This is a genomic window from Staphylococcus sp. FSL W8-1207, from assembly GCF_038003745.1.
GTDB classification, from domain to species: Bacteria; Bacillota; Bacilli; order Staphylococcales; family Staphylococcaceae; genus Staphylococcus; species Staphylococcus equorum.
This window is the reverse complement of the sequence record NZ_JBBOPU010000003.1, coordinates 285919-308153: the sequence shown is the minus strand read 5'-3', so window position 1 is coordinate 308153 and position 22235 is coordinate 285919. Positions and strand designations below refer to the sequence as shown.

General features: G+C 31.7%; 19 protein-coding genes and 6 pseudogenes. 16 read left to right on the top strand and 9 right to left on the bottom strand.

Going from position 1 to position 22235, the window contains the following annotated elements; translation table 11 throughout:
• Positions 1-173: 173 nt before the first annotated feature.
• A complete protein-coding gene (locus NSR03_RS13320) occupies positions 174-935 on the bottom strand; it encodes a LysR family transcriptional regulator (RefSeq protein ID WP_369076872.1) in 762 nt (253 codons plus the stop codon).
• A 222-nt stretch (positions 936-1157) separates the two neighbouring features.
• Here NSR03_RS13320 and NSR03_RS13315 point away from each other — a divergent pair.
• From NSR03_RS13315 to NSR03_RS14500, 5 genes and pseudogenes are all read left to right on the top strand, one after another.
• A pseudogene (locus tag NSR03_RS13315) lies at positions 1158-2338 on the top strand (MFS transporter).
• Positions 2339-2605: 267 nt separating this feature from the next.
• Positions 2606-3655, top strand: coding sequence for an ABC transporter permease (locus tag NSR03_RS13310; protein WP_011302089.1), 1050 nt, complete (start codon positions 2606-2608; stop codon positions 3653-3655).
• 18 nt (positions 3656-3673) lie between these two features.
• Positions 3674-4336, top strand: a complete 663-nt coding sequence (locus tag NSR03_RS13305; RefSeq protein ID WP_011302090.1) for an ABC transporter ATP-binding protein — start codon at positions 3674-3676, stop codon at positions 4334-4336.
• A gap of 99 nt (positions 4337-4435) precedes the next feature.
• Complete coding sequence (locus NSR03_RS13300; RefSeq protein WP_285336372.1) at positions 4436-4816, top strand: YbgA family protein; 381 nt, start codon at positions 4436-4438, stop codon at positions 4814-4816.
• A 272-nt stretch (positions 4817-5088) separates the two neighbouring features.
• Positions 5089-6393: pseudogene (locus tag NSR03_RS14500) on the top strand (LLM class flavin-dependent oxidoreductase).
• Between the two features lie 165 nt (positions 6394-6558).
• Here the strand turns inward: NSR03_RS14500 and NSR03_RS13285 are convergent.
• Positions 6559-7305, bottom strand: coding sequence for an NAD-dependent protein deacylase (locus NSR03_RS13285; protein ID WP_069821204.1), 747 nt, complete (start codon positions 7303-7305; stop codon positions 6559-6561).
• 269 nt (positions 7306-7574) lie between these two features.
• Here NSR03_RS13285 and NSR03_RS13280 point away from each other — a divergent pair, with 269 nt between their 5' ends.
• On the top strand, positions 7575-8378 hold the full coding sequence (locus NSR03_RS13280) for an alpha/beta hydrolase (protein WP_372236938.1): 804 nt from the start codon (positions 7575-7577) through the stop codon (positions 8376-8378).
• Positions 8379-8682: 304 nt separating this feature from the next.
• Here NSR03_RS13280 and NSR03_RS13275 read toward each other — a convergent pair whose 3' ends face one another.
• Positions 8683-9009, bottom strand: coding sequence for a TetR/AcrR family transcriptional regulator C-terminal domain-containing protein (locus NSR03_RS13275; protein ID WP_119497705.1), 327 nt, complete (start codon positions 9007-9009; stop codon positions 8683-8685).
• A gap of 116 nt (positions 9010-9125) precedes the next feature.
• Positions 9126-9239, bottom strand: a pseudogene (locus NSR03_RS13270) (TetR/AcrR family transcriptional regulator); the annotation flags it as partial.
• 1116 nt (positions 9240-10355) lie between these two features.
• Between NSR03_RS13270 and NSR03_RS14495 the strand changes: the two are divergent.
• Positions 10356-10562, top strand: a pseudogene (locus NSR03_RS14495) (CatB-related O-acetyltransferase); the annotation flags it as partial.
• Positions 10563-10722: 160 nt separating this feature from the next.
• On the opposite strand, the gene NSR03_RS13260 reads toward NSR03_RS14495, so the two are convergent.
• The gene (locus tag NSR03_RS13260) at positions 10723-11055 is read right to left on the bottom strand and encodes a hypothetical protein (protein WP_176721789.1); all 333 of its coding nucleotides are present in this window, start codon (positions 11053-11055) and stop codon (positions 10723-10725) included.
• Positions 11056-11165: 110 nt separating this feature from the next.
• Between NSR03_RS13260 and NSR03_RS13255 the strand changes: the two are divergent.
• The 6 genes and pseudogenes from NSR03_RS13255 to arsC all read left to right on the top strand — a co-directional run.
• Positions 11166-11564 (top strand): annotated as a pseudogene (locus NSR03_RS13255) (M23 family metallopeptidase); the annotation flags it as partial.
• A 113-nt stretch (positions 11565-11677) separates the two neighbouring features.
• Positions 11678-12112 carry a redox-sensitive transcriptional regulator HypR gene (gene hypR / locus NSR03_RS13250; RefSeq protein WP_002511808.1) on the top strand — a complete coding sequence of 145 codons (435 nt, stop codon included), beginning with the start codon at positions 11678-11680 and terminating at the stop codon, positions 12110-12112.
• Positions 12099-13421, top strand: coding sequence for a hypothiocyanous acid reductase MerA (merA, locus tag NSR03_RS13245; protein WP_002511807.1), 1323 nt, complete (start codon positions 12099-12101; stop codon positions 13419-13421). Before hypR ends, merA begins: the two co-directional genes overlap by 14 nt.
• A 195-nt stretch (positions 13422-13616) precedes the next feature.
• Positions 13617-13931 (top strand): ArsR/SmtB family transcription factor, encoded by a 315-nt coding sequence (locus NSR03_RS13240; RefSeq protein ID WP_002511806.1) that lies wholly within the window; start codon positions 13617-13619, stop codon positions 13929-13931.
• Positions 13931-15223 (top strand): arsenite efflux transporter membrane subunit ArsB, encoded by a 1293-nt coding sequence (gene arsB, locus NSR03_RS13235; protein WP_176721788.1) that lies wholly within the window; start codon positions 13931-13933, stop codon positions 15221-15223. Before NSR03_RS13240 ends, arsB begins: the two co-directional genes overlap by 1 nt.
• 17 nt (positions 15224-15240) lie before the next feature.
• Positions 15241-15624, top strand: coding sequence for an arsenate reductase (thioredoxin) (arsC, locus tag NSR03_RS13230; RefSeq protein WP_069821202.1), 384 nt, complete (start codon positions 15241-15243; stop codon positions 15622-15624).
• Between the two features lie 365 nt (positions 15625-15989).
• Here arsC and NSR03_RS13225 read toward each other — a convergent pair whose 3' ends face one another.
• The gene (locus NSR03_RS13225) at positions 15990-16151 is read right to left on the bottom strand and encodes a hypothetical protein (RefSeq protein ID WP_176721785.1); all 162 of its coding nucleotides are present in this window, start codon (positions 16149-16151) and stop codon (positions 15990-15992) included.
• A 43-nt stretch (positions 16152-16194) separates the two neighbouring features.
• Here NSR03_RS13225 and NSR03_RS13220 point away from each other — a divergent pair.
• Positions 16195-16311 (top strand): annotated as a pseudogene (locus NSR03_RS13220) (UTP--glucose-1-phosphate uridylyltransferase); the annotation flags it as partial.
• A 58-nt stretch (positions 16312-16369) separates the two neighbouring features.
• Here the strand turns inward: NSR03_RS13220 and NSR03_RS13215 are convergent.
• On the bottom strand, positions 16370-18226 hold the full coding sequence (locus NSR03_RS13215) for a glycosyltransferase family 2 protein (protein ID WP_081333684.1): 1857 nt from the start codon (positions 18224-18226) through the stop codon (positions 16370-16372).
• A 303-nt stretch (positions 18227-18529) separates the two neighbouring features.
• Here NSR03_RS13215 and NSR03_RS13210 point away from each other — a divergent pair, with 303 nt between their 5' ends.
• Together NSR03_RS13210 and NSR03_RS13205 are read left to right on the top strand one after the other, a co-directional pair.
• Positions 18530-18826: a sensor histidine kinase gene (locus tag NSR03_RS13210; RefSeq protein WP_080588287.1), complete on the top strand. Its 297-nt coding sequence runs from the start codon at positions 18530-18532 to the stop codon at positions 18824-18826.
• Between the two features lie 73 nt (positions 18827-18899).
• Positions 18900-19709 carry a hypothetical protein gene (locus NSR03_RS13205; protein WP_002506301.1) on the top strand — a complete coding sequence of 270 codons (810 nt, stop codon included), beginning with the start codon at positions 18900-18902 and terminating at the stop codon, positions 19707-19709.
• Between the two features lie 118 nt (positions 19710-19827).
• Here NSR03_RS13205 and NSR03_RS13200 read toward each other — a convergent pair whose 3' ends face one another.
• The gene (locus tag NSR03_RS13200) at positions 19828-20928 is read right to left on the bottom strand and encodes a hypothetical protein (protein ID WP_069821165.1); all 1101 of its coding nucleotides are present in this window, start codon (positions 20926-20928) and stop codon (positions 19828-19830) included.
• Positions 20921-22174: an ATP-grasp domain-containing protein gene (locus NSR03_RS13195; protein WP_002511734.1), complete on the bottom strand. Its 1254-nt coding sequence runs from the start codon at positions 22172-22174 to the stop codon at positions 20921-20923. The genes NSR03_RS13200 and NSR03_RS13195 overlap by 8 nt, the downstream gene beginning before the upstream one ends.
• Positions 22175-22235: the final 61 nt, after the last annotated feature.

Below are 22235 nucleotides of genomic sequence, written 5' to 3'. Positions count from 1 at the left end.
CTAACTATAAAAATTGTGTTAGTTATCGCTTTTTAAAATTAAATATAGGTGTGGCTAGCAGTGGTTTAGTTAAATTGTTTAAGTGTTAAGTCAATGAATTGATCACTTGCTTTTGTTAAATTTTCTAATTTGTTATAACCAATCACTACTGTGTTTGTAAATGATTGATTTAATTAAACGTAAATGGCGTCACTATTATGTTCAGTAGAACTACTTGGTATAAATGTGAGGACGCCTGTAGAAATTGCAAGGCGATCGGCATTGTCTACGTTTGAAGTTTCTAAAATAATATTAGGGTAAATGTTGTATGTTTCTAGAACTTTATTGATGATCTGTTTAAGTCCGTATCTATCTTTTAGAATGATAAAGTGATCGTGAGATATGAGTGACATGATTTCATTGGAATTTAATTCATTTTGTTGGATTCTTTTATATAAATGGTGCTGAGGTGGCACAACTAAATATATCGGTTCCGTATAGATTTGAGTGTATTGAATATTTTTATTCCATAATGGTAGTGTATTTAGACATAAATCGACTTTACCCTCTAGTACTTGTTTTTCAATGTCTTGGGAATTACCTTCGATTAAGTTAATTTTAATATTAGGAAAAAGATTCATAAATTTAGGCAGAATTTTATGTAGTATATGGAACGCTAATGTAGGTGTAACACCTATGTTTAAAAAACCGGAATTCAAGTTTGAAATATTAGTGATTTTTCGCGTTACATCATGATAAAGTCGCTCTTGTTCTTGTAGATATTTATAATAAAGTTGACCTTCGGGCGTAAAGGTAATGGGATGTTTTTTACGATTAAAAATAATGATGTTCCACTCAGTTTCAATATTTTTGATAAAACTACTGAGATAGGGCTGGGAAACATAGAGTTTATTGGCTGCCTTGGTTATTGTTCCTTCATTGATGATCGTTTCAATATATTTATAGTTACGGTTAATAAGGCTCCCTACTTAATGACATAAGTAATTACTTATATGTTATATATACTAAAAACTATTTTACATTTAGTCAATATGAACAGACAATATATATGTTGCGTTTAATTCTTAAGGGGAAGGCACTGTAACTAGAAAGGAAGTCAATTTTTTATGGAAAATAGTACAATGGATATGGAATGAATTTGGACAAAAAATTTCACGATGAATTTTGTAGTTAACTTTTTGGTTAATTTGAATATGTATTTACTGATTGTTTTAATTGCAGGCTATGCGCAGTCTCAATTTAATGCCTCAGATAGTTCGGCTGGGCTGGTAGCAGGTTTATTTATAGTCGGATCACTGATGGGTAGATTTGTTATGGGGAAATATATCAATAGTTTAGGACCTAGAAAGGTACTCTTAATTGGAATTGTATTATTTACAATTACGAGTGTTTTTTATTTTGTAGAATCTTCATTATTATTTTTAATTATTGTTAGAATCATTAATGGATTTTCATTTGGGATTTGTACAACTTCAACTGGATCAATAGCAGGGTATATAACACCGGAAACTAAAAAAGGTGAAGGTATCAGCTTTTTTAGTTTGAGTATGGTGCTTGGTGCAGCCATTGGCCCATTTTTAGGTTATTGTTAATGCAACAATATTCAATAGAAGTCATCTTTGGACTTAATCTTGTATTGAGTTTTATTTCATTGATTTTGGCAATATTTATGAAAGTACCTTTTGAAACAATTGCTAGAACAGCAGAGGATAAAGGGTTTAAGGTTTCAGATTTTATCGCGAAAGAAGCCATTCCAATTGCCATTATCGTGTTTATAGCTGGTCTTTCTTATTCTTCTATTCTTAATTATATTAAAGTTTTTGCGCAAGAGAGAGACTTAATTACAGCTTCAAGTTATTTTTTCGTTATCTATGCAATCGTCTCAATTTTTTCAAAACCAGTTTGTGGTAGATTAATGGATGCAAAAAATGAAAATATAGTTATATACACTAGTATTATATTTCAAGCTATCTATTTCTTAGTTATTGCATTTTCACATTCAGCATGGATGTTATTAATTGGTGGTGCTTTATTAGGATTAGGTTATGGTAATATCACGTCTACGTCTCAATCGGTATCTGTCAAAGTCGTACCAAAAGAAAAAATTGCGCGAGCAACCTCAACATTCTTTATCGGTTTAGATTTAGGCTTAGGATTTGGGCCCTATATACTAGGTTTGTTTACTAATCAGATCGGGTTAGGCAATATGTATATAGTAATGGCTGTATTATTAATTGTCACTTTCTTTATCTATCACTTCATACATGGTAGAAAAAGAGTGTGTCAAAAGCATAATCATGCCCCTCGTGAAATATTGAATCCATTTTCAAGAATTTGAATTATTTAATTAACATATGCCCCTTTCAATGATGGCACATATAAGTGCAAACTTGAGAGGGGATTTTTATATATTTTAAATGGTTACACATAATACAGCTGCTAACAAATTGATTAAAGCCTGAGCATCTATTTATGTTATACAAGCGCAATCAGTTTACGATATGTACAAAGCTGTAATTTTAGTTGTTTAGTTGGTACACTGAATATACCGTAGTTGTTAATACAAATACATAAAAATTATAAGATAAATGAAAGGAGGTTGTTTATGTTTTTAGCATGGAATGAAATAAAGCGTAACAAATTGAAATTTAGTCTGATTATCGGTGTCTTAATTATGATTAGTTATTTGCTGTTCCTATTATCAGGTTTGGCAAGTGGTTTAATGAATATGAATAGAGAAGGTATTGATAAATGGCAAGCAGACGCCATCATTTTAAACAAAGATGCGAATCAAACGGTTGAACAATCAATGTTTGATAAAAAGGATGTTGCAGATACATATAAAAAACAAACAACGCTAAAGCAATCCGGTGTCATTGTATCTAATGGAGATAATGAAGAAAATGCATTGCTATTTGGCGTAACAGATGATTCTTTTCTCGTGCCGAATATGATTGATGGAAAGAAATTTAATGCTGATAATGAAGTCGTTGTTGATGAAACGTTAAAAGAAAAGGGATTCAAACTAGGTGATACATTATCGCTATCACAATCCGACGAAAAGTTAAAAATAGTTGGGTTTAGTGAAAGTGCTAAATATAATGCTTCTCCGGTACTTTTTTCAAATAACAAAACCATTGAAAATATTAATCCGTCATTAACTGAAGATAAGACGAATGCGGTTGTTGTAAAAGATAAAGATTGGCAGTCTAAAGATTTAAATCATAATTTAGAAGCGATTGGTATCGAAAGTTTCGTTAAAAACTTACCAGGTTATACAGCGCAAAACTTAACGTTAAACTTTATGATTTCATTTTTATTTATCATCTCTGCTACAGTTATTGGCATCTTTTTATATGTCATTACATTACAAAAAACGAATTTATTTGGCGTATTAAAAGCACAAGGCTTTTCAAATGGTTATTTAGCCAAAGTAGTGTTGTCGCAAACGTTTATCATTGCCTTGATTGGTACGGTCATTGGACTGGTATTGACCATAATTACAGGAGCGTTCTTGCCGAGTGCGGTACCGATTAAATTTAGCGCCACAACATTATTAATTTATGGGGTTGTCCTTATCGCTGTTTCATTAATAGGTAGTCTATTCTCCATATTAACGATAAGAAAAGTTGATCCACTGAAAGCGATAGGGTAAATGAGGAGTGTATAATAAATGCTAGAATTTAAAAATGTCACGAAATATTTCCAAGATGGAAACCAAAAAATAGAAGCTGTGAAACCTACCTCACTAAAATTTAATCAAACTGAACTCATTGCAATTATAGGACCTTCAGGATCTGGGAAAAGTACTTTCCTAACTATGGCGGGCGCACTTCAAACACCGACGTCTGGAGAGATTCTCATTAATGGTAAGGAAGTCTCCCAGATGTCTCAGAAAGCATTAGCAAACACGCGGATGCAGGAGATTGGCTTTATACTTCAAGCAACTAACTTGGTGCCTTTTTTAACGGTGAAACAGCAGTTTAAATTATTGGCTAAACAAAAGAAAGATGTATTAAGTCAAACTGAATATAAGCAGTTGATGTCACAACTCAATCTCGAAGCAATTGAAAATAAACTGCCGAGTGAAATTTCTGGTGGGCAAAAGCAGCGTGTAGCCATTGCTAAAGCGCTATATACCCAACCTTCGATTATTTTAGCGGATGAACCAACGGCTTCGCTTGATACACAAAATGCGATGGAAGTCATGGAAATTTTAAAAGCACAAACATCAGAAAAAAATAAAACGTGTATTGTGGTTACACATGATGAACGACTTACATCCTATTGTGACAAGGTTTATCATATGGAAGATGGCGTGTTAACACATACTTAAATAACGGTTTAATATGGGTACGGTGATATTAAATTATTGTGAAAGTTAAAGTTATAATCTCTAAATAAGGGGATGAGCATAATCAAACATAGGCATGAAATGGATTTGTTATGGAAAGCATATAAATATGAGGTCATGTGGCATAGTCAACAAAGCTATAATGAGATTAGAGAAATGCTTAAAGGGCAATGTGAATATAGAGATGTTGAAGAAGCAATTGATCATGCACTGTCCATACAGCCTAGCAAAGGTTCGGTAATCAATACATTTAGCCATATATGGGGTTATTTTAAAAAGTTTTGTAGCGCCTCAGAGAAAGCATTATTTAAAAAGCTGAAGGCACAATACTTAATAGATCGAATCGATACACATACGCTCATTTTCTTTATCTATTGTATGACAAGATATTATGATGTTACGTATCTCAAGGAATCCACATTAATCAAAAATTTTTCAATCGCAAATAGATCATTTAAATAGGATGATTTGCTAACACGATGGTTGATTCAAGTTTATGATATACGCTGTGTGATTTAGTCGATGGTATGGGCGATAATTTTAATGTCATTACAATATAAAGTTTCTTAATCTTAACGGTTGGTGCATATGAAGCATCAATCGTTATTTTTGTTTTAAATTTAAAAAAAGTTGTTTCATATACTGTTTATATAACTAATTGACTCTATAATAATGGAATGGTAATATTATCCCTATTAATCCAATCGGAATAATAAGTGTGTGGAGGGATAAAGATGAAAAGAATGAAATTAGGATATTTTTTAACTGGTTTTGGTCACCATGTTGCGAGTAGTAGACACCCAGATGCATTAGAACGTGGGGGTATGAATTTAACGAAAACCATTGAACAAGCAAAAACGTTAGAGCAAGCTAAATTTGATTTTCTATTTGTGTCTGATAGTTTATATCTTGATAACAAGACGCATCCAGATATGTTTACGATGTTTGAGCCAATTTCTTTAATGTCTATTGTAGCTAGAGAAACTCAAAATCTTGGATTGATTGTGACAGGATCTACTTCATTTTCAGAACCATTTAGCCTTGCGAGAATCTTTTCGTCTTTAGATCATTACAGCAATGGCAGAGCGGGTTGGAATATTGTTACATCAGGTATTAATCATACAGCGAAGAATTTTAATGGCACTACGAATGCAAATCATGATTTACGCTATGATCAAGCCGAAGAATTTGTGAATATTTCTAAGCAATTATGGGATTCTTGACGTGGCGTTAATACGGAACATCTTCATGCTGCAGGAGGCTTTTTTAGTGAAAAAGAGCCAGAACCAATTAATTATCAGGGGGAATTTTACAGTGTAAAAGGCCCATTAAATATTGAAGCATCACCTCAAGGTTATCCATTACTTGTACAAGCAGGTTCTTCAGAAAAGGGTACAGAATTTGCGTCGAAACATGCAGAAGTTGTATTTACAGCGCAAAATGATATCAACGATGCAATCACGTTTGCACATAATTTGAAAAATAAAGTTGAACAAAAGCACGGAAATGCACATGAAATTGTTATTATGCCAGGTATTTTTCCATTTATTGGAGAAACACGCGAGGCAGCGGAAGCGCAATTCCAAGAATTACAAGATCTCATTGTGCCAGAGATGGGAATAGAGTTATTATCTTCTTATTTAGGTGATACAGATTTAAGTCATTACGATTTAAATACACCGTTTGAAAATATTGAAGTAGAAAAAGGAAACAATATACAAAGTCGTGTAGACTTAATCAAAGATACAGCGAAGAAGAATGAATATACTTTAGAAGATGTAATGAAGCACGTTGCTGGTGCAAGAGGGCATCATATCGTCGTTGGTACTGCTGAAGATGTAGCGGATAGAATGGAAGCATGGTTTACAAGTGGTGCAGCAGATGGATTCAATATTATGCCACCGCTCAATCCGACGCAGTTTGATTTATTTGTCGATAAAGTGATTCCGATTTTAAAAGAAAGAGGTTTGATTCAAGCGGCTTATAGTGAAGGGACTTTACGTGAAAAGTTGGGATTAAATCAAAAAATACATAGTTAATATGGATAGATAAAAAGCTAGAAAAAGTGACGACATCGCATCCATTTCGATATTAATTAGAAGGTATTTGCATATAAAAAATAAACAAAAAGAGAACGCACCGTTTAAAAGCGCGTTCTCTTTTTTATATGTGCAAACGCAACATATAGCCTTTAGCTAACTTCATTAATCACGAATCGCGTTAACTACATCAACCATGTCATCGTGAATAACAACATCTGCATCTCGATCATAAGGCGTTGCATCCTTATTAATGATAATAAGGTGTTGACCTTCAAAATAAGAAATGAGACCTGCTGCAGGTTGAACTACAAGAGAGGAACCTAAGACGACTAAGGTGTCAGCTGCTTGAATTTTTTGAATCGCATTAGAAATAGTCTGTTGATCTAACATTTCACCGTAAAGTACAATATCGGGTCTGATTGGACTACCACATGTTTCGCAATGGCGTAGATGCTTTGCCATCACTGTGGCTTTATCATATTTATGTTCGCATTGGATACAATAGAAGCGGTTTAAGGTTCCATGAAGTTCGTCAACATTCGCGCTTCCAGCATCTGTATGCAGTCCATCGATATTTTGAGTAATAACACCTAATGAACGTTGATGGTGTTCAAGTTGAGCAATCCATTCGTGTGCGACATTAGGTTGCTTGTCTGCCAATAGTAGGCGCTTATGATAAAAATCAACAAATCCTTCTGGATCATTTTGTAAGTATTCAGCGCTTAGTAAATATTCAGCGCTTAGTAAATATTCTGGAGCGTAGCCTTCCTTTGAAATCTCATCAAACAAGCCGCCCATAGATCGAAAATCAGGCACGCCACTTGCGACAGAGACGCCAGCACCTGTGAAAAATGTAATCTGATTCGCATCTTTAATAATCTTTTTTAAGTGTTCAATATTTTGATTCATTTATCTCACTCCATTGGAAATTTTAAATAATATGATGCAAATACGAGTAATATGCGTTGCGCTTTTAATATAATTTTAAATTTTAGAAAGTATTTTAGCAAATATAAGAGAATTTAAATGATGTTCAAAAGAGGTTCGTCAGATACAAGACAATTTTATGAAGCATGCTTTATAATGGGTTTAAAATGAGAACCGAGGTTATTTTAGTGAAGAAATTGTGGATTTGGGGAGCAAGTATCATAGCGATAGTTATTGTAGTAGGGATTGTGATGGCAGTCTTTGTAAGTCAAAAGCCATCAAAACAGGTAACACACTCAAAATTCGTGAATCATCCGATACCTACATTATTTTTACATGGGTATGGTGGCAGTGCCAATTCAGAGAAGTTCCTGGTACAACAAGCTGAAAACAAAGGCGTCACTCACGATGTCATCACCGCAGTGGTATCTGAAAATGGTAACGTCACGTTTAAAGGTCAGTTAAACAAAAATGCCATCAATCCTATAGTGAAAGTTGAATTGGAAAATAATAAAGACGGTGACTACGATAAAAATGCAAAATGGTTTAAAAATGTTCTGGTAGCCCTACAAAAGGAATATCAATTCAAACAATTCAATTTTGTAGGTCACTCTATGGGAAATTTATCATTTGCGACGTATATGCTGAATTATGGTAACGATGCCTCTCTACCACGTTTGAATAAACAAGTAAATATTGCGGGGACATTTAATGGTGTCTTAAATATGAATGAACAAGTTAACGAAATCAGTGTGGATAAAGAAGGGAAACCAAGTCGTATGAATCCACCGTATCAGCAATTGCGTGAATTGAAAGCAATTTATCAAGGCAAACAGATTAAAGTGTTGAATATTTATGGTGATCTTGAAGACTGCACGCACTCTGACGGTCGTGTATCGAACAGTTCTTCAAAGTCATTGAAATATTTATTGAGCAGTAGTCCGGAAAGTTATCAAGAATCAAAATATCATGGTAAGCAGGCACAACATAGCCAATTACACGAGAATAGAGATGTCGCTAATGAAATTATTAAGTATTTATGGGGAACGTCATAAAATTAAACATTTAAGGGTTAGAATTGAAAATTTATAAAGCGTGAATTGGTTTATTGTTATGGATAAATTATACAGTATAAAAGACATAGAAATGCATGGAAAGTGCGTTGCCTAGGTCTTTTATATTTTGTCGTATTATCATTGTTAAGCTTCAAAGTAGAGATAGCGAGGTTGAAGTGTTTAACTTTTCATTATGTGGTGAAAGGTGTTCACGTAATGTATTTTTATGTTTAGGCTGTGTAATGAGTTGGTTGCTATTAGCTTAGCAACATATTTAATATAAGTTGTTAAGGATCAGACAATTTTATTGTTCTGAGCCTATGTTCGGGTCAGTAATGATTTGCATTAACTTAGAAACTTCGGAAATTAATGTTTCTTGGTATGGTGAGTCTGCACTGAGGTATAAATCGATAAGGCGCACCATGCCGTTACTAATAAATGTAAGGTAGACATAGTCATCTAATTTTTGATTTAAGCCTTCTTCATAAGGAATTTTTTTCTCGAATTCTTTTTCCATAAAAGTACGCAAATTTTTCTTATATTTATCAGAATATTGGATACTGAAGAGTTTGGTGAAAAACGCTTTGTTTTCTTCAAAAAACGCAAACCAAATTTTAACACCCTGCTGCATACCGAGTTCTTTTTGGCTTCACAAATTTCTTCGAGCGCTTTGAATTTTTTATCGACAATACGGTCTAATAAGTCATATTTATCAATATAATGTAGATAAAATGTTTTTCTCCCGATTTGCGCGTGTTCTGTAATATCTTTTACTGTAATTTTATCAAAATCTTTCTGTTCAAAAAGCTCATAAAAACTATCATTAATGGCCTTTCTTGTTTTTACAATACGTAAATCCATCGTGATTACACCTTTCTTATAACCCACTTTCAATAAAATGAGTATTATTTCTCATATTGTACTACTTATGAATTGTATAATTGATTCTATTTGTTATGATTCAATTATACACACATGATACATAATTAGTTGTCAAAAATCTTTTTATTGGGAAATATTATTGTGATAATTTATGCATAATACATTTATTATTAAACAAATTTCTTGAACAATAATTACTCTAGCTAATAAATTAAATATTAGTAAAGAATAATTTGATTTAAAAAGGCGTCATAGGGATGTCTGATCACAAGGAGAAGAAAGTGCTTCAAGAATTAAACGATTTTATAAAACATTATATCAGTCGCTAGGAGATGCTCACTTCAATGTTATCATTATAGTGTTTTACACAAAATCATATTTTAAATAATTGCTTTTAATATATAAAGGACAAACAAGCTTATATACAAATGACGCACCTCAATTTAAAAGCGGTTAGTCTTTTTTATTGGATATATCTTTCGTAAAACACCAATTTAAGGTAGAAAACAACTAAAAAATAATTTAATATTAATCTAAGGAATAATATGACCTGGCTTATATATTATAGAGATGCATACGGACACATATACCTTAAGTAATGAATCATTGTGGAGGTTTGTAATGTCAACAGAGATTAAGGGAATTACATTTTTTACAGATAATTTAGTGGATACATCATCCCATGCTTGTAATACATTCAACGTCAATCCAACATACAAGGAACTCTTTTTTGATAATAATGTTTATACCATGTCGAGTGCGCAAGGAAAATTCAGGTTGTCAAATAACCACCCATTAAAAGTAGCAAATTATGCACAAATTGAACAATATGCAATATTTTTTGTAGGAAATGTGTTTCATACTATGGGTGCTTTTAGTTCAACGAATAGTCAATTACCAGTTAATACAATCGTTGGTCGCTATAGCTCAATCGCTGCTCAAGTTAGAAGAATGGCTGGCAATCACCCGATGGAACGTTTTACAACGTCAATGTTAACTTACAGTAAAAATACTTGTGCATTTAATGACTATCTTGATGCGGCAGGCGTTGAATTCGATCATCGCCCCTCAACAGTCGGTGGCATGGAACCGATAGTTATTGGGAATGATGTATGGATTGGACAAGATGTATTGTTTTCTTCAAAAGGTATCGCTGTCGGTGATGGTGCGATAGTAGCAGCTGGTTCAGTGGTTACCAAAAATGTGCCACCTTATGCAATTGTGGGTGGTAATCCCGCTAAAGTAATAAGATATCGATTTGAAGCACATATTATTGAAAGATTACTTAAATTAAAATGGTGGCAATATGGATTTGCAGATTTCAAAGGCGTGTTTTCTAAAAATTCAGATCTTTCATCTGTAATATTATGTGTTAATGCAATTACGTTCATAATTTTTTTCCTCCGATTGATTTAATGAGCTACAACGCGTTTATAGCGTTGTAGCGGTATAACATTCAAATTTATAGTTCTAAATCGTCACTTGCTTCTTTTTCTCTGGCTTGATTAACAAAGTCATTAAGCAAATTTGGATTTGTATTCCCATCAAAGTGCGGTAGTGTGAATGGTTCTGAATTTGAGCTTAAGCCGAAAATAGGGGCAAGTTCTTTATCCAATTTAAGATGATAGAATACAATACTCCTAGGTTTTCCTTGAGTATCTTTGACATTACGTTTGATGGCTATCCGATCGGAATCCATCTGGATATATCCTTCTGATCTTAAACTATCTATTACATTTTTTACATCTTGATATTGGTTTTCTTCTAACATATGTTTAAAAACATCTTTAAGCATCTTGACTTGAATGTGATCGTCTTTCAGCTCAATATAACCATACTGCTTCTAAAGAACAATCTACTCATAACAACGATGCAACAAGCACTAAGGAAGCCAAAGGTAATGCAGAAGCTTCATCAAATTGGCTTACTAAAAATAAAAAGTTACAAGAATATGGTCAATATCACGGCGGTGGTGCACATTACGGTGTAGATTATGCGATGGAAGAAAATACACCTGTATATTCTTTAGCAGATGGAACTGTGATTCAAAGTGGTTGGAGTAACTACGGTGGTGGTAACCAAGTAACAATAAAAGAGAAAAATAGTGACTATTATCAATGGTACATGCATATGAATAAATTAAATGTAAATAAAGGTGACGAAGTGAAAGCAGGTCAACAAATTGGACAATCAGGTAATACTGGTAATTCAACAGCACCACACTTGCATTTTCAACGTATGCAAGGTGGCGTAGGTAATGAATATTCAGTTAATCCAGATTCTTATATCAACAACAATCAATAATTTTATCAGAAAAAATCACGTCTTATTATAGGCGTGATTTTTTTATTTGAACTTAAGAAGTAGATATGTTTAAATATAATTGTTATAGTTACATTTAAAAAGGAGATGATTCATTGAATTTAGAATTTAATATCGCGGTTCACGTATTAACTTTCTTAAGTAAACATTCATCTGAAAGATTTAGTAGTGTCGAATTGTCATCAAAAGTTTGTGTTAATCCTGTGCAATTAAGAAGAGTTATGAGCAAACTATTAGAAGAAGGTTACATTACAACACAAAAGGGCAAATATGGAGGGTATCGAATAAATGGTAATGTGTTAGATACGCCATTATCCAATTTATTTAAATTATTCGCTTCTAGTCAATCATTTGGCAGAATTTACACAGGTACAAAAGAAAGTGACTGTAAAATTTCAAATGAAATGAGTCGAGTAATGTCAAACTACCATCGAAAAGAATTTGAAATAATAGAAAAATATTATCAAAATATTTCTATTGGAGATATATTAAACGATATTTTAATGGAGGGTTACAATGAAAAAGTATGATTTATTAATTTTAGGGTTTGGTAAAGGTGGAAAAACACTAGCAAAAACAGCTTCAGCTCAAGGGAAACAAGTAGCAGTTGTTGAACAATCCAAAAAAATGTATGGTGGTACATGTATCAATATCGGCTGTATTCCATCTAAAACATTAGTGCACGAAGGATTAGAAAGTGGATCGTTCAATCAAGCATTTGAGCGTAAAGAAGAAGTCGTAACGGCCCTTAATAAAAAGAATTATCATAACTTAGCAGACGATGAAAATATAACAGTATTAGATTACAAGGCTAGCTTTAAATCCAATACGGAAGTAGACTTATTAGATGAACAAGGCAAAGTTGTAGATACTTTAACAGCAGATGACATTGTGATAAATACTGGTGCAACACCTGTTATTCATGATATCAAAGGTATTAAAGAATCTAAACATTTATATGATTCTACAGGAATAATGAATTTAAGCGAACAACCTAAACGGTTAGTTATTGTTGGCGGAGGATATATTTCTTTAGAATTCGCATCTATGTTTTCGAACTTTGGTACACAAGTGACTGTATTAGAAGCGAATGATAAATTAATGGCAAGAGAAGATGAAGAAATCGTTTCACATGCGATTAAAGATTTAGAAGATAAAGGTGTAAAATTCGAGTTAGGTGCTCAAACTTCAGAATTTGAAGATAAAGATGGATATACAATCGCTAAAACGAATAAAGGTGATTTTGAAGCAGAAGCGGTATTACTCGCAATTGGTAGAAAGCCAAATACTGACTTAAATTTAGAAAACACTGATATTAAACTAGGTGAACGTGGCGAAATAGAAGTCAATAATCAGTTGGAAACAGCTGTCAAACATATCTATGCAATAGGTGATGTAAAAGGTGGCATGCAATTCACTTATATTTCTTTAGATGACTTTAGAATTGTTAAAGACAAATTATTCGGTTCAGGTGCTCGCACTACAGAAAATAGAGGTGCAGTACCTTATACGGTATTTATAGATCCTCCATTATCTCGTGTAGGATTGACTGCTAAAGAAGCAAAAGAACAAGGGTATGAAATTAAAGAAGGTAAACTACCAGTAAGTAATATACCTCGTCACAAAATTAATAATGATCCTAGAGGTCTGTTTAAAGTTGTGATAGACGCAACAACAAATAAAGTACTTGGCGCTACTTTATATGGTTTACAATCCGAGGAAATCATTAATTTAGTAAAACTGACAATTGACCAAAATATTGACTATACAGTTTTACGTGACAATATATATACACATCCTACTATGATAGAATCATTTAATGATTTATTTAATATTTAATTATATATAAATGTAATAAAGGCACATCACATATTGACGAATTGTTCAATAATGTGGATGTGCCTTTTTTTATTGAAACGACATTAACTACTCTTCATCCCGATTTTAATACTTGTAATTACGATACAGTCAAACAACTACATAGACATATATCTATATAGTTGTTAATCTATTTAATATCTAGGAGGTAGATATATGTCTTATAAAGAACTCTCAACAATATTAAAAGTGTTATCAGATCCAAGCAGATTGGAAATATTAGACTTACTTTCTTGTGGTGAATTATGTGCTTGTGATTTGTTGGAGCACTTTCAATTCTCACAACCAACACTCAGTCATCATATGAAGTTATTAGTAGATAACGAATTAGTTTATACACGTAAAGATGGTAACAAACATATGTATCAACTTAATCATGTTATTTTAGATGATATCAATCAAAATATAAACATTATTAACACATATAACCAACGTTGTGTATGTAAAAATATAAAATCAGGTGAATGTTGATGATGACGACTTTAGCAATTGTAATTTTTCTTTTAACTTTAATCTTTGTGATATGGCAACCTAAAGGTTTAGATATTGGTATTACAGCTTTAATTGGGGCGGTCATCTCTATTATTACAGGTGTTGTTAGCTTTTCTGATGTACTAGAGGTAACAAGTATCGTTTGGAATGCCACTTTAACATTTGTAGCTGTTATTCTTATTTCATTAATATTAGACGAGATTGGATTTTTTGAATGGTCTGCAATACATATGGTCAAAGCTTCAAACGGTAACGGCTTAAAAATGTTTGTATATATTATGCTATTAGGATCAATAGTAGCTGCATTTTTCGCAAATGATGGTGCAGCTTTAATCTTAACGCCAATTGTATTAGCGATGGTAAGAAATTTGGGTTTCAGTAAAAAAACGATATTCCCTTTTATTATTGCAAGTGGATTTATTGCTGATACTACATCACTTCCATTAATTGTGAGTAATTTAGTAAATATCGTTTCTGCTGATTACTTCAATATTGGATTTATTGAGTACTTTAGTCGAATGATTATTCCAAATATATTCTCTCTGATCGCTAGCATATTTGTATTATGGCTTTATTTCAGAACATCTATACCAAAAACTTTCGAAAAAAAGAATCTTATGAACCCAAATGATGCAATTAAAGACTTAAAATTATTTAAGATTTCTTGGCTAGTATTAGCAATATTACTTGTAGGCTATCTTGTTAGTGAGTTTATTCAAATCCCTGTATCGATCATTGCTTGTACGATTGCACTTATCTTTGTGATCTTAGCTCGTAATTCTCCTGCAGTTCATACTAAACAAGTGATTAAAGGTGCACCATGGAATATTGTTCTATTTTCTATAGGTATGTACTTAGTTGTATTTGGATTAAAAAACGTTGGCATCACATCAATTTTAGCTGAAGTATTATCTAATATTTCAAGTCATGGATTATTCAGTAGTGTTATGGGCATGGGCTTTATATCAGCATTTTTATCATCCATTATGAATAATATGCCTACTGTCTTAATCGATACTATAGCGATTGGACAATCTAATGTAGTAGGAACCATTAAAGAAGGTATGGTTTATGCCAATATAATAGGTTCTGATTTAGGACCGAAAATCACACCGATTGGTTCTTTAGCAACATTATTGTGGCTACATGTGTTAACACAAAAAGGTGTAAAGATTTCGTGGGGAATATATTTTAAAACTGGAATCATTATTACTATTCCGGTACTATTTGTCACACTCTTAGGTTTATATCTCACACTAATTATATTTTAAGAAAAGAGGCTTTAACTATGGATAAGAAAACAATTTATTTTTTATGTACTGGCAACTCTTGTCGTAGCCAAATGGCAGAAGGTTGGGGAAAGAAAATTTTAGGTGACAGTTTTTATGTCTATTCTGCTGGAATTGAAACACATGGTGTTAATCCAAAAGCAGTAGGTATTGATATCTCAAATCATACATCAGACTTGATTGATAATGATATCTTAAGACAATCAGATTTAGTCATAACATTATGTAGCAATGCAGATGATAATTGTCCCATCATACCACCTAACGTCAAAAAAGAACACTGGGGCTTTGATGATCCAGCAGGAAAAGAATGGTCAGAATTTCAACGTGTTAGAGATGAAATCGGAAGTAGAATACAAGAATATAAAGAAACGCTCGTATAATGCGAGCGTTTCTTTATATAGTTGATACAGTTGAAATTTTAAAAAATTATAGCATATTGCTGAATTTATAGAGATATATTCCTTAAAAATTGAATAGGGTGCAATTATATGATATATAATACTTGATACATATATAAATAAGTAAAATTTATCTTACTTTATAAACCGCATCATTAACTGATAAGCAGAAGCGTATCACAAGTGATGCGGTTTTTTAGACATTTAATAATAAAATTTATCATTACCAATGGTTTATAACATGAAATTGTGCATTTATATGATTAGCTAAGAAAAAAGACTCGAGCTTAATCGAGTCTTTTTTACTTGAACTTATTATAGTAGGAGTTATTGTTATTGTGTTTTTTTTAATTAGTAATTAAAACATAGAAACCAATTATTAAGATCAATATTGGTAAAATAATTATTAAATAAATAGAAAGCGAACCGAAGATGTTAGTCATCATAGCCAATGCGAACAAAATTAATGCAATTAAATTTAATAAATTCAGTCCTAAGGTTTTAGACATATTTTCACCTCCATAATTTAAAGAACTATTTAAAATAGTTCCTAACCGTTATGATGTCGGAGAAAAGCTGGGATTTGTCAAAACAACGATTGAATATGCATTAAAAGATAAGAACATGAAAGATGAATTAAAAGCATTTATTAACAACTTAAATTTATAAAAAATAAACGCAATCCACTTAACAATAGTGAGATTGCGTTTTTTTATCTTAAGTATAATCAGTTTATAATATCAACAAATTTTTCATTTGCTGTTAAATAATAGCCATCAGAAGTTTTTAATCTAGGTGTAAGTTTGTCAGTGAATGCAAGATCAACAATATCTAATGTCATTCCAGGTTTTAAAGTTTTAATTGGATCGTTGTTAAATGAAATAGTTTCGTACAATTTACATTTTTTAATAACTTCTATTGATTTTGGAATATGAGATACATAACCTTCAATCTTATTAAGGTTTATTTCTGTTACAAACGCTTTATCCGCTGTGATGTATAAATCATCATTGGTGATTAATAGAGGTGTTTGATCAGCACTTTTCCCAGTTGCTTTAATTTTTATAAGTTGCCCTTTTGCAATTGAGTCGAGGGGATCATTGAAATCAGTATTTTTATATCTGTTGATTTCTTGTTTCACAACAATATGGTCAGGCGCATGTACTAGATAATGATCCGTATTTAATGAAACAGCTTCTTTTTTATCTGAAATAAATTCAAGGTGAAAGTTCTGACGTTTTAATTTACTTTGGTCATTAAAATTTGGATAAGTTGCACGAACTAACACTTGGTCAAAGCCGTTATATTGAATTGAAATATTAAAATCAGTATCTTCAAATTTCAAATCGTCTGTTTTAATATAAATACAGTCATTTTCTACTATGAAATCCACTTTTTTACTGAAGCGGTCATCTTTAATTTTGACTAATTTTACTGCGTCAATAGCTATATTAGGTTGTTTATACAATTCTATGACTTCATAAAATGTATTATTGATTAGTCTTGTACCATTGTATATGGCAGTACATTTTGTTTTAAGTTCAACCAAATTCTTGAAACTTTCAGGATATTTAAAATAAACCATGTGATCTTTAATATATTTATAAGCATTTGCTTCATAAATCATATATTCAATATATGATACAAAATTCTTTTGATTATGGTGGTATGTATGATAAACATTTTTATACTTATCATTTATTAATAATTTTTCCATCTCGTAGCCTGCACCTGTGATTACAGATTCAACTTCATTGAATTGTTGATAAAAGAAATCCTTGTCATTAGAATTCAAGAATGTTTTTGTAACTAAGAAACGAGAAATAAAATCCATTTCTAAACTACGACATAAAATTTGCTCTTTAGCGTATTCAGGAAGTTCCATTTGAATAATTTCTTTAAGTACATCCAAATTAAACTGAGATTTTTCCATCATGTCAGTGGCTTTTATTAATGAAATATTATCAGCATAACGATTTACATGATAGACAGGTTCTGGTGACATAGAAGCACTTTGAGATTTACTGATTAATTCAGAATAAAACAGTTTATCTTCTCCATACTTTAAATTTTTGAACTTCATATTGTTATCAATAACAGTTGAGCGCTTGAACACTTTACCCCAAGGGCCAACAGCTCTAAATATATTATAAATTTCATAAGGTACCAGTCCATTCGCTTCTTTATAAGAAGCGAAGTTAGCTACTTTTCTTATTTCATTATTCATATGTTTGTAACATTGACCAAACCCAATATCTGAATTATGTGTTTGCATCTGACGAATTAATTTAGGAAAACCTTCTGCTTCTAACCAATCATCAGCGTCTAGTATAGTTAAATATTCTCCATTGGCTTCTTGCATACCAATGTTACGTGGGATTGCAGGGCCGCCTGAATTTTCATCTAATTGAATAGCTCGAATAAATTCATATTGTTCAGCATAACGATTTAATATTGCGTACGAACCATCTGTGGAAACATCATCCACAAAAATAGCTTCAATTTGCGACTTATCAATATTTAAATTAATTAAGGATTGAATACAATTTTCTAAAAAAGGTTCTTTGTTATATACTGTTACCACTATTGAAATTAATTTCTGAATTGTAATCTCCTCCTTATTGCTTGTAACTAAAAGTGTTTATCACCATTATATATTATTTTCATGTAATGTACATTCAAATATTAATAAAGATGATTAACTACGTATTTGAAGATACATAAAGTGAAATTATACTTTTAATGTTTATAGCTCGACTTTTAGTGCCTTATATGTAGAAATGCATCAAACATGACTCTAAAAATAATTCACTTAGAATGTTACTCTATTCATTTAACAGGTTTGCTTATTCGTTTCTATGCCTCTTGTAATGTTATAGTTTAAGAAATTATAATAGCGAATGCGATTAAATATTCAAATGGTGATGTGAACATCTATTTAAAAGTAGAAGATGCTAAAGTTATCGTCATCATGGAAAATGATGCACCGAATTTAACTCAAGAAAATGTAGAACAAATATTTAATCGTTTTTATATGGCAGATCGTTCTCGTATAGGATATGGAAGCGGATTGGGCTTATCAATTGCACAAAGTTATATGAAGAAAATGGATGGTAAAATATGCGCAAAATTAGAGAATGAAAAAATATCCATTATATGTGAATGGGATAAACGAAGCGAGTAAAAACTATAAAACTGCTTATATATCATTTCATTGGTTGTAAGTTATACGCTATAAGTATTGGAGAAGGTTGCCTATGAATAATTTTAAAAAGATATTTACAAGTAGCACGAAAACGGCAAATAAGAAAGTAATCACCGTATATGTGATTTTGCGCTTAATTGTTATGTTCAGCCTTATTAATGAATTGATATTTATCCAAAGATGGGATGTGATTTTCACCCTTGTTTTGACGCTTGTACTCTTTACCATTCCACAATTAACTGAACGATTATTAAAAATTGAAATTCCTAATTTACTTGAATTTATAATTATTCTGTTTATTTTTAGTTCTACAATTTTAGGTGAACTTGGAGATTTTTACAGTTATTTTAGGCTATGGGACACAATGCTTCATTCAATTAATGGCTTTTTAGCTGCAGGTATCGGATTTTCACTAGTATTTTTACTTAATAAAAATGTACGAGGAATCAATTTAAATCCACTGTTTCTGGCAATCGTTACTTTTTGTTTTTCTATGACAATCGGTGTGATGTGGGAGTTCTTTGAATATACTGTTGATCAGGGGATGGGTATGGACATGCAAAAAGATCGAGTAGTTCAAAAAGTGAATAGTGCAGCTTTGGCAAATGAGCACAATACTGTGCATCACATTGATAATATTGAGAAAACAATTATAGAGAGTAAAGACGAGTCGGGAAATCATGTAGAAAATGTGGTTGATGGTGGCTATCTTGATGTCGGCATACATGACACAATGAAAGATTTATTTGTGAACTTGCTGGGTGCAGCTACATTTAGTGTGCTAAGTTATTCATACGCGAAATACGACCGGAAAAAATATAAATTTGTGAAGAATTTTATTCTAAAAAGAGAAAAACCATAATTGTTCACTGTCGATATTATGAAGTTAACGACACCTGAAATTAAGCTCAAATAGTTAAACCTGAGGTCCTTTTTGTTCAATATAATCAATTTTATAATTTAACTATTTGAGTTTTTATCTACAGAGCTCCTTTTTGGTATTGAGTTTTAAGTAAAATAAGTAATATAGTTAATAAAATGAATGAGGGTAACCAAACAAGAGCCAAATTCAACATGCCTAGATAAATACAAACAGAAAAAATGGATAGGCCGAGTGCATTTCCCAGGGAATAAACACTTTTTACAGTGTGACTTGCGTATTCTGTCACGATTATTTTTCTGAATATGATTCTTGCACCACCAAAAGATAGACCAAAGCATAGCATTAATAGCAGTTTTATTATTATTGTATCCTCGTAGTAATACCACAGAACAGATATTGATATACTTATAATTAAAAAGATATTCATCCATTTATAGGACATATACTTACTAAGTAAAATACCGATAAGTGCCATACCAACGCCTAAAGCACTATCTAATAATGCTACTTCGTGTATCTCTCGATTTTTATATGCTGTAAATGTAGGTAACATAAAATTGATAGTTCCTAATATTGGCCACATAAGCATACCAATTAGGTAATGAACTATTTTTACAGTTTCCTTTGAAGTATGTGCAGTTTCACAGGTAACATCATGTGTAATCAATTTTACTTTTTTAATGCCTAAGTGAAGTAAGAAGTAGACTATCCCGTATATTAAAAAAATCCAAAATAAAGCAATGAATTTCATAATTACTGCAATAAACAAAGGGCCTATCATTAAAGCGACTTGATTGACTGTCATTGAAAGAGAACTATATTTATTAATAAATTCTTCATTTTTATTCTCAACTAATTCAGAAAACCACAATTCTAAACTTGTTTCTAATAGAAAAAATACAATCCATAAAGCAAAATTCAAAAGTATTAATAAAAGCGTGTTTTGGTAAAGCATGGTGATAGCGATAACTATAAAAAATATTCCTAAAAAAGATAATTTTGTAAGGTTACTGCCTGAATAATTTTTGAAAAATAAATTGATTAAAAATGGAGTGAATATTGCAGGAACGAATGAGAGAATAGTTGAAATCGCTAAATCACTTGTAGATTCAGGACTGGCTAATTCCCAGTTAATCGCTAGAATTAATCCACCACAGATAAATCTATATAAAGCCGTAATGATTAAGTAATTATTCATTATAATCATCACTACTATCAAAAATTTTATTTGCTAAATCATTAGCTTTATTTATATGTTTATATATTTTAGTAGTTGGTAGCTCGGGCCAGCTAAATTGTACTAAACCATCACGACTGCTCCAATTTTCAGGATCACTTATGATATCACCGATATTTTTTAATAAACTGATACGCTTAATTTCGGTATCTTTTGATATATCTGGGAAATTGATATTTGTTATTTTTCCTTTTTGTGCCTTCATGAAAGCTATTGCTGATGTGCTGTTTGGTCTGAATGTGAATGGAGGTTTGAGTTTGTTGTTTATATACATTGAAATATGTAGTTGATAGGGGTTAATACTGTAAGAAGATTCAACTAAATCCATAATAGCATCTCCGCCTGGTCTAGCTGCGGCTTCAATGACGTATAGATTGTTGTCTTTGATTTTTATTTCTATGTGAGCTACCCCACGATTAATTCCTAAAGATTTACATGATTGTATTGCTAGTTTTTTAATATTTTCATCTTTATATCTGTGGCTAGGAACTAAATGGCCCATTTCAGTAAACCAAGGTCTTGGAGATAAATATTTTTCTGTGACAGTGATTACTTCATAGAAGTTTTCACCACATAAGACTTCTACAGACACTTCCTCGTTACTATCGATAAACGCTTCAATTAGAAATGTATTTTTAGAAACTTTGAAAGAATCAGCATAAGCAGCCATAACTTTTTGAGATTTCATGTAAGTTTCCTTACATTCTGCTTCATTATGAGCTAAGTAAACGCCGCCACTACCACCAAAATCTACAGGTTTTATAATAACCGGAAATTCAAATGTTTGTATCAATTCTTTCAATTGTTCAATAGTTTCAAAAAGTTTCGATTTTGGAGTAGGGATATCAGCTTTTTCAAATACTTCCTTCATTAGATATTTATTTCTACAAGCTTCTACGACTTCATCATCAAGGTAAGGCAACCCGTAGTCTTTGTTTAACTTATTAGCTACTTTAAGTGTCCAATCATTTAAAGGAACTATAGATTTAGGTTCATAACATTGTGTTTTATAATAGTCTATTTTATTTTTTATATCCTCATAACTTAAGGGGTCTGCATCAATACAAAAATCAAAATAAGCATTGTATTTATATTTCGAACCTTTTATTGCTGTCCATATCTGAAAATCTCCTATTAATTTCCCACCGGCATATGATCGTTCTCTAAGGAATTGATCAGCTCCTAATAACAGTAAATATTCTTCCATATTAGCCTCCTTAATTTTTATGCATATTTTATTACATAAAAATAATACCATATTAATGTAA

Coding starts and splice junctions, on each gene's coding strand:
- NSR03_RS13310 (WP_011302089.1), top strand. CDS start 2,606: ATGTTTTTAGCATGGAATGAAATAAAGCGTAACAAATTGAAATTTAGT.
- NSR03_RS13305 (WP_011302090.1), top strand. CDS start 3,674: ATGCTAGAATTTAAAAATGTCACGAAATATTTCCAAGATGGAAACCAA.
- NSR03_RS13300 (WP_285336372.1), top strand. CDS start 4,436: ATGGATTTGTTATGGAAAGCATATAAATATGAGGTCATGTGGCATAGT.
- NSR03_RS13285 (WP_069821204.1), bottom strand. CDS start 7,305: ATGAATCAAAATATTGAACACTTAAAAAAGATTATTAAAGATGCGAAT.
- NSR03_RS13280 (WP_372236938.1), top strand. CDS start 7,575: ATGGCAGTCTTTGTAAGTCAAAAGCCATCAAAACAGGTAACACACTCA.
- NSR03_RS13275 (WP_119497705.1), bottom strand. CDS start 9,009: ATGCAGCAGGGTGTTAAAATTTGGTTTGCGTTTTTTGAAGAAAACAAA.
- NSR03_RS13260 (WP_176721789.1), bottom strand. CDS start 11,055: ATGCTTAAAGATGTTTTTAAACATATGTTAGAAGAAAACCAATATCAA.
- merA (WP_002511807.1), top strand. CDS start 12,099: ATGAAAAAGTATGATTTATTAATTTTAGGGTTTGGTAAAGGTGGAAAA.
- NSR03_RS13240 (WP_002511806.1), top strand. CDS start 13,617: ATGTCTTATAAAGAACTCTCAACAATATTAAAAGTGTTATCAGATCCA.
- arsB (WP_176721788.1), top strand. CDS start 13,931: ATGATGACGACTTTAGCAATTGTAATTTTTCTTTTAACTTTAATCTTT.
- arsC (WP_069821202.1), top strand. CDS start 15,241: ATGGATAAGAAAACAATTTATTTTTTATGTACTGGCAACTCTTGTCGT.
- NSR03_RS13225 (WP_176721785.1), bottom strand. CDS start 16,151: ATGTCTAAAACCTTAGGACTGAATTTATTAAATTTAATTGCATTAATT.
- NSR03_RS13205 (WP_002506301.1), top strand. CDS start 18,900: ATGAATAATTTTAAAAAGATATTTACAAGTAGCACGAAAACGGCAAAT.
- NSR03_RS13200 (WP_069821165.1), bottom strand. CDS start 20,928: ATGAATAATTACTTAATCATTACGGCTTTATATAGATTTATCTGTGGT.
- NSR03_RS13195 (WP_002511734.1), bottom strand. CDS start 22,174: ATGGAAGAATATTTACTGTTATTAGGAGCTGATCAATTCCTTAGAGAA.